This window comes from uncultured Ruthenibacterium sp. (assembly GCF_963558415.1).
Lineage (GTDB): Bacteria > Bacillota > Clostridia > Oscillospirales > Ruminococcaceae > Ruthenibacterium.
This window is the reverse complement of sequence record NZ_CAUWGY010000111.1, coordinates 1-6,111: the sequence shown is the minus strand read 5'-3', so window position 1 is coordinate 6,111 and position 6,111 is coordinate 1. Positions and strand designations below refer to the sequence as shown.

General features: G+C 51.1%; 4 protein-coding genes and 1 pseudogene. All 5 read left to right on the top strand.

From position 1 onward, the window contains the following. The first annotated feature begins 103 nt into the window (after positions 1–103). Positions 104–3,666: pseudogene (gene rpoC, locus AB5H98_RS12385) on the top strand (DNA-directed RNA polymerase subunit beta'). Positions 3,667–3,719: 53 nt separating this feature from the next. Then, on the top strand, positions 3,720–4,511 hold the full coding sequence (locus AB5H98_RS12380; RefSeq protein WP_367926204.1) for an HAD-IIB family hydrolase: 792 nt from the start codon (positions 3,720–3,722) through the stop codon (positions 4,509–4,511). Positions 4,512–4,705: 194 nt separating this feature from the next. Continuing rightward, on the top strand, positions 4,706–5,131 hold the full coding sequence (rpsL, locus tag AB5H98_RS12375; protein ID WP_367926203.1) for a 30S ribosomal protein S12: 426 nt from the start codon (positions 4,706–4,708) through the stop codon (positions 5,129–5,131). A gap of 131 nt (positions 5,132–5,262) precedes the next feature. Then, positions 5,263–5,733: a 30S ribosomal protein S7 gene (rpsG, locus tag AB5H98_RS12370; RefSeq protein WP_367926202.1), complete on the top strand. Its 471-nt coding sequence runs from the start codon at positions 5,263–5,265 to the stop codon at positions 5,731–5,733. A 27-nt stretch (positions 5,734–5,760) separates the two neighbouring features. Further along, positions 5,761–6,111 (top strand): GTP-binding protein (locus AB5H98_RS12365; RefSeq protein ID WP_367926201.1); only part of this gene is annotated, 351 nt, incomplete at its 3' end.

The window sequence follows — 6,111 nt, the reverse complement described above, 5'->3', positions numbered from 1 at the left end:
GGACTGACTGACGGAGAGTAAGTCCAAGACACATCCCCCGCCGACGCGCAGTTCGCGGGCGGGGGCAACTCACCAAATTTAAGAGAAAGAAAGGGTTCGTTTCATGGAATTCAACGCTTTTGATTCGATCAAAATTGGCCTTGCTTCTCCGGATCAGATCCGTAACTGGAGCTACGGCGAAGTTAAGAAACCCGAAACCATCAACTACCGCACCCTGAAACCGGAACGGGATGGTCTGTTCTGTGAGCGCATTTTTGGACCTACCAAGGACTGGGAGTGCCACTGCGGAAAATACAAACGCATTCGCTATAAGGGCAAGATTTGTGACCGCTGCGGCGTGGAAGTTACACGTGCCAAGGTGCGTCGTGAGCGCATGGGCCATATTGAGCTGGCAGCGCCGGTCTCTCATATCTGGTATTTCAAGGGGATTCCTTCCCGCATTGGACTGATGCTGGACATTAGCCCTCGTCTGCTGGAGAAGGTGCTGTATTTTGCTGCCTACATCGTTACCGATCCCGGTTTCACACCGTTGGAAGAAAAACAACTTCTCAGCGAGAAAGAATATCGCGAGATGTTGGAGCGCTATGAGGACGAATTTAAGGCAAGCATGGGTGCCGAGGCCATCCAGGAATTGCTGGCTAAAATTGATTTGGAAAAACTTTCCGCAGAGCTGAAGGAAGAGCTGGAAAATGCCAGCGGCCAGAAGCGCATTCGTTTGCTCAAACGTTTGGAGGTTGTAGAAGCTTTCCGTGTTTCTGGCAACCGCCCCGAGTGGATGATTCTGAATGTTGTTCCGGTCATTCCGCCGGATATCCGTCCGATGGTCCAGTTGGATGGCGGTCGGTTCGCAACTTCGGATTTGAACGATTTGTATCGTCGAGTCATCAACCGCAACAACCGTTTAAAACGTCTGTTGGAGCTTGGCGCACCTGACATTATTGTGCGCAATGAAAAGCGCATGCTGCAGGAAGCGGTCGACGCTCTGATCGATAATGGTCGCCGTGGCCGTCCGGTCACCGGTCCCAACAATCGCCCGCTGAAGAGCTTGTCTGATATGCTCAAAGGTAAACAGGGACGTTTCCGTCAGAACCTGCTGGGCAAGCGTGTAGACTATTCTGGCCGTTCTGTTATCGTAGTTGGACCAGAACTGAAAATGTATCAGTGCGGTCTGCCCAAAGAGATGGCTCTGGAGCTGTTCAAACCTTTTGTTATGAAGGATTTGGTGGAGAAGGGAATTGCCAACAACATCAAATCTGCTCGCAAGATGGTCGAGCGCACTCGTACCGAGGTATGGGATTCTCTGGAAACTGTTATCAAGGGCCATCCCGTTATGTTGAACCGTGCACCTACGCTGCACCGTCTGGGCATCCAGGCATTTGAACCGGTGCTGGTTGAGGGCCGTGCGATTAAACTGCATCCTCTGGTCTGCACCGCTTTCAATGCGGACTTCGACGGTGACCAGATGGCTGTTCACGTTCCTCTGTCTGTCGAGGCACAGCGCGAAGCACGTATGTTGATGCTGGCTTCCGGAAACCTTTGAAACCGGCTGACGGCAAACCTGTTACGGTGCCGACTCAGGACATGGTTTTGGGCAGTTACTACCTGACCATGGTCAATGAAGGAGATAAGGGCGAGGGCAAAATCTTCCGTGACGAGAACGAAGCCATCATGGCTTATCAGGAAGGTATTGTCACGCTTCAGGCAAAAATCAAGGTTCGTCGTACCCTGGACATCGACGGCCAGGAGTGCAGCCGCATTGTGGATACCACTGTGGGCCGCATTATCTTCAACCAGCCCATTCCTCAGGATCTGGGCTTTGTGGATCGCACTTCCTATGAGGATAAATTCCGGTATGAGGTAGAGTTCCTGGTCACCAAGAAAACCTTGGGTAAGATCATCGACCGCTGCATTCATGTGCACGGTACTGCGATTACTGCTGAGATGCTGGACCGCATTAAGGCACAGGGCTATAAGTATTCCACCAAGGGTGCTGTAACCGTCGCTGTGTGTGACGCAGTTATTCCGCCGCAGAAAGCGGAACTTTTGGCCAAGGCTGAGGAGCAGATCACCAAGATTACCAAGCAGTATAATAAGGGCTTGATTTCCAACGATGAACGTTACAATGGCGTAATCAAAGTTTGGAGTAAGACCACCGAAGACGTGGCTACGGCTCTTCAGAAAAACTTGGATGCTCGTAACCCCATCTTCATGATGGCGGATTCCGGTGCTCGTGGTTCTATGGCCCAGATTCGTCAGTTGGCCGGTATGCGTGGCTTGATTGCCAACACGTCCGGTAAAACCATTGAGATTCCTATTCGTGCAAACTACCGTGAAGGCCTGAACATCTTGGAGTACTTCATTGCTGGTAAAGGTGCTCGAAAGGGCTTGGCCGACACCGCACTTCGTACGGCTGACTCTGGTTATCTGACTCGTCGTCTGGTAGACGTTTCTCAAGATGTGATCATCCGCGAAGAGGATTGCGGCGCAACCCAGGGTATTATGATTTCCGACATCCGTGAAGGAAACGAGATGATCGAGAAACTGGAAGAGCGCTTGCAGGGCCGTTTCGCCGTCAATGATGTAGTAGATCCCACCACTGGTGAAGTCATTGTTTCCAAAGACAAGATGATGACCGAGGACGACGCTAAGAAGATTGTGGCAGCGGGCATCAAAGAAGTGGAAATTCGCAGCGTTTTGTGTTGCGATGCCCGCCATGGTGTATGCTGCAAGTGCTACGGTGCTAACTTGGCCAACGGCGAACTGGTTGGCCTGGGTGAGGCTGTAGGTATCATTGCAGCGCAGTCCATCGGTGAGCCTGGTACTCAGTTGACCATGCGTACGTTCCATACGGGCGGTATCGCTTCGGCGGAAGACATCACGCAAGGTCTGCCCCGTGTTGAAGAGTTGTTCGAGGCACGTCGGCCGAAGAATTTGGCAATCATGACTGAGATTGAAGGTGTCGCTCATATTGATGACACTAAGAAAAATCGTCATGTGGTTGTGGAAGGCGTGGATGAGAACGGCGCTCCTTGCGAGAAGAGCTATTTGATTCCCTTCGGACAGCGTATTCGTGTGGCAGAAGGAGATCAACTGGAGAAGGGTGACATCCTCACCGAAGGTTTCGCCTATCCGCAAGATATCCTGGCCATCAAAGGACCCATTGCTGTTCAAAATTATCTGATCAGCGAAGTGCAGAAAGTTTACCGTCTGCAGGGCGTTGATATCTGCGATAAACACATTGAGGTTATTGTGCTTCAGATGATGCGCAAGATTCGTGTGGAAGATGCAGGAAGCACCGGACTGATCAGCGCTACGGTTGTTGATAAATCCGAGTTCCGCGACGCCAATGAGAAAGTGGCAGAACGGATTGCAGCCGGGGAACAGGGCTTGCAATATGCCACTGGTTCCAGTGTGCTTTTGGGTATCACCAAGGCATCTTTGGCTACGGATTCCTTCCTGTCCGCGGCTTCCTTCCAGGAAACCACTCGCGTCTTGACCGATGCCGCCATCAAAGGCAAGGTCGATCCGCTGATGGGCCTGAAGGAGAACGTTATCATCGGTAAGCTGATTCCCGCTGGTACGGGTATCCCGGAGGTTGAGGCATCTCTGGCCGCTCGGGATCCGCGCAATGTGCAGCCCACAGTGGAAGAGCTGGCCAACGAATAAGAAAAATGGAAAGGGGGGCGTTGCCCCCTTTTTCCTTTGTGGGAGGTTTGTTTATGCGGAAATTTGATTCTATCACTTCCGAAGAAGCCAGCCGAATCCAATATGTTTTGTGTGATATTGACGATACGATTACCACCAACGGTAAGCTGACCGCCGAGGCATACAGTGCTTTGTGGGACTTGCAGAAAGCTGGTATCCGTGTGATCCCGGTAACGGGGCGGCCTGCGGGATGGTGTGATTTGATCGTACGCGAATGGCCCGTTTATGCGGTGATCGGAGAAAACGGTGCATTTGTATACTATTTGGAAGAAGGGCACAAACGCGTGTTCCTTCATCCTTCTGTGGCCCGCGGCGATGTGCAGGGAAGATTGGAGAAGGTGAAACAGGCCTGCCTGGCCGGTGTGCCCGGTTGTCGTGTTTCCGCAGACCAGTTTGCTCGCATTTATGATGTGGCAATCGACTTTAACGAAGAACCACCTTATTTGGGTCTGGATGCTGCTGAAAAGATTCGGGATATTTGTGTACAAATGGGAGCCAAGGCGAAGGTGAGCTCCATCCATGTCAATACCTGGTATGGCGATTATGATAAGGTAAGTATGGCTAAACTGTTTTTGCAGACCGTGGCAGGCGAGAAGGAACCGCGAGACTGTGTGTTGTTCTTTGGAGATTCTCCTAATGATGAGCCGATGTTCGGATATTTTCCCATGAGCTGCGCAGTGGCCAACATTGCGCCGTTTCTGGAAAAACTTACTGCGAAACCCGCATTTCTGGCAGAGGAAGAATCCGGAAGTGGCTTTGCCAAATGCGTGCAGAGGCTGTTGAACCTTCGAAAGAACTCTATTTAAGGCCATCCTGTGGAAAACAGCAAAAAAGTTTGGCAAAATGCTGAAATTTTCTCCGCTTTTCTGTTGACAGAAGCGGTTTTTCCCTTTAAAATAGAATTGCTGCGCCAAGGCGGCAGCATGTCCTTTTTTGTTTGCAAGCGGATTTCCCGCTGCAATATATAAATAAAATAATTTTTTGAGAAAGGAGGAAAATTATGCCTACTTTTAACCAGCTCGTGCGCAAAGGCCGTGAGGTGCTTGTCCAGAAGTCCACTGCTCCTGCTCTGTTGAAGTCCTATAACTCTCAGAAAAAAGCATATTCGGACGCGAACAGCCCGCAAAAACGTGGTGTATGCACTGCAGTTCGTACCATGACCCCGAAAAAGCCGAACTCTGCTCTGCGTAAGGTTGCCCGTGTGCGTCTGTCCAACGGCATCGAAGTCACCTCTTATATCCCGGGCGAAGGCCACAACCTTCAGGAACACAGCGTTGTTCTGATCCGCGGCGGCCGTGTAAAGGACCTGCCTGGTGTTCGTTATCACATTATCCGTGGTACGTTGGACACCCAGGGTGTTGCCAACCGCAAACAGGCCCGTTCCAAATACGGTGCAAAGCGTCCCAAGGCCGGCGCCAAGAAGTAAAAAACACCTTTTAAAAAGTACAATCGCCGCATAAAAGGCTTTTCAGATAGATCTGCCTTTTCCGTGGCCGTACAGGAGTTTCATTACTTTTGAGTACCGATGATATCATTTTATGAAGGAGGGAAGATAAGATGCCCAGAAGAGGTAATGTTGCAAAGCGTGACGTTTTAGCTGATCCTTTGTACAATTCCAAAATGGTGACCCGCCTGATCAACAACATCATGTATGATGGCAAGAAAGGCGTGGCTCAGAAAATTGTTTACGACGCCTTCGAGATCGTGAAGGAGAAAACCGGCAACGATCCCCTGGAAGCGTTTGAAAAAGCACTGGAGAACATCATGCCTGTGCTGGAGTGCAAATCCCGCCGTGTCGGCGGTGCCAACTATCAGGTTCCTATGGAGGTGCGTCCTGCCCGCCGCGAGACTTTGGGTCTGCGCTGGCTGACCACCTACGCCCGTACCCGCAGCGAGCGCACTATGTGCGAGCGTCTGGCTGGCGAGATTATGGACGCCTGCAATGGAAATGGCGGCGCTTGCAAAAAGCGTGAGGATACGCACAAGATGGCCGAGGCCAACAAGGCTTTCGCACACTACAGATATTAATCTGTGTCAATACTTTAGGAGGAGACTATGCCTAGAGACGTTTCTTTGGAAATGACCAGAAACATCGGCATCATGGCTCATATCGATGCGGGTAAAACTACTACCACCGAGCGTATTCTGTTCTACACAGGCATCAATCATAAGATTGGTGAAACGCACGATGGTGCCGCGACGATGGACTGGATGGCGCAGGAGCAGGAGCGTGGTATCACCATCACTTCTGCTGCGACCACTTGCTACTGGAGCCATACCGAGTTTCAGAATGACCCGGCCAAGGCCAAAAAGAACAGACACAGAATCAACATCATCGACACCCCGGGCCACGTTGACTTTACTGTTGAGGTAGAGCGTAGCTTGCGTGTTCTGGACGGTTCTGTA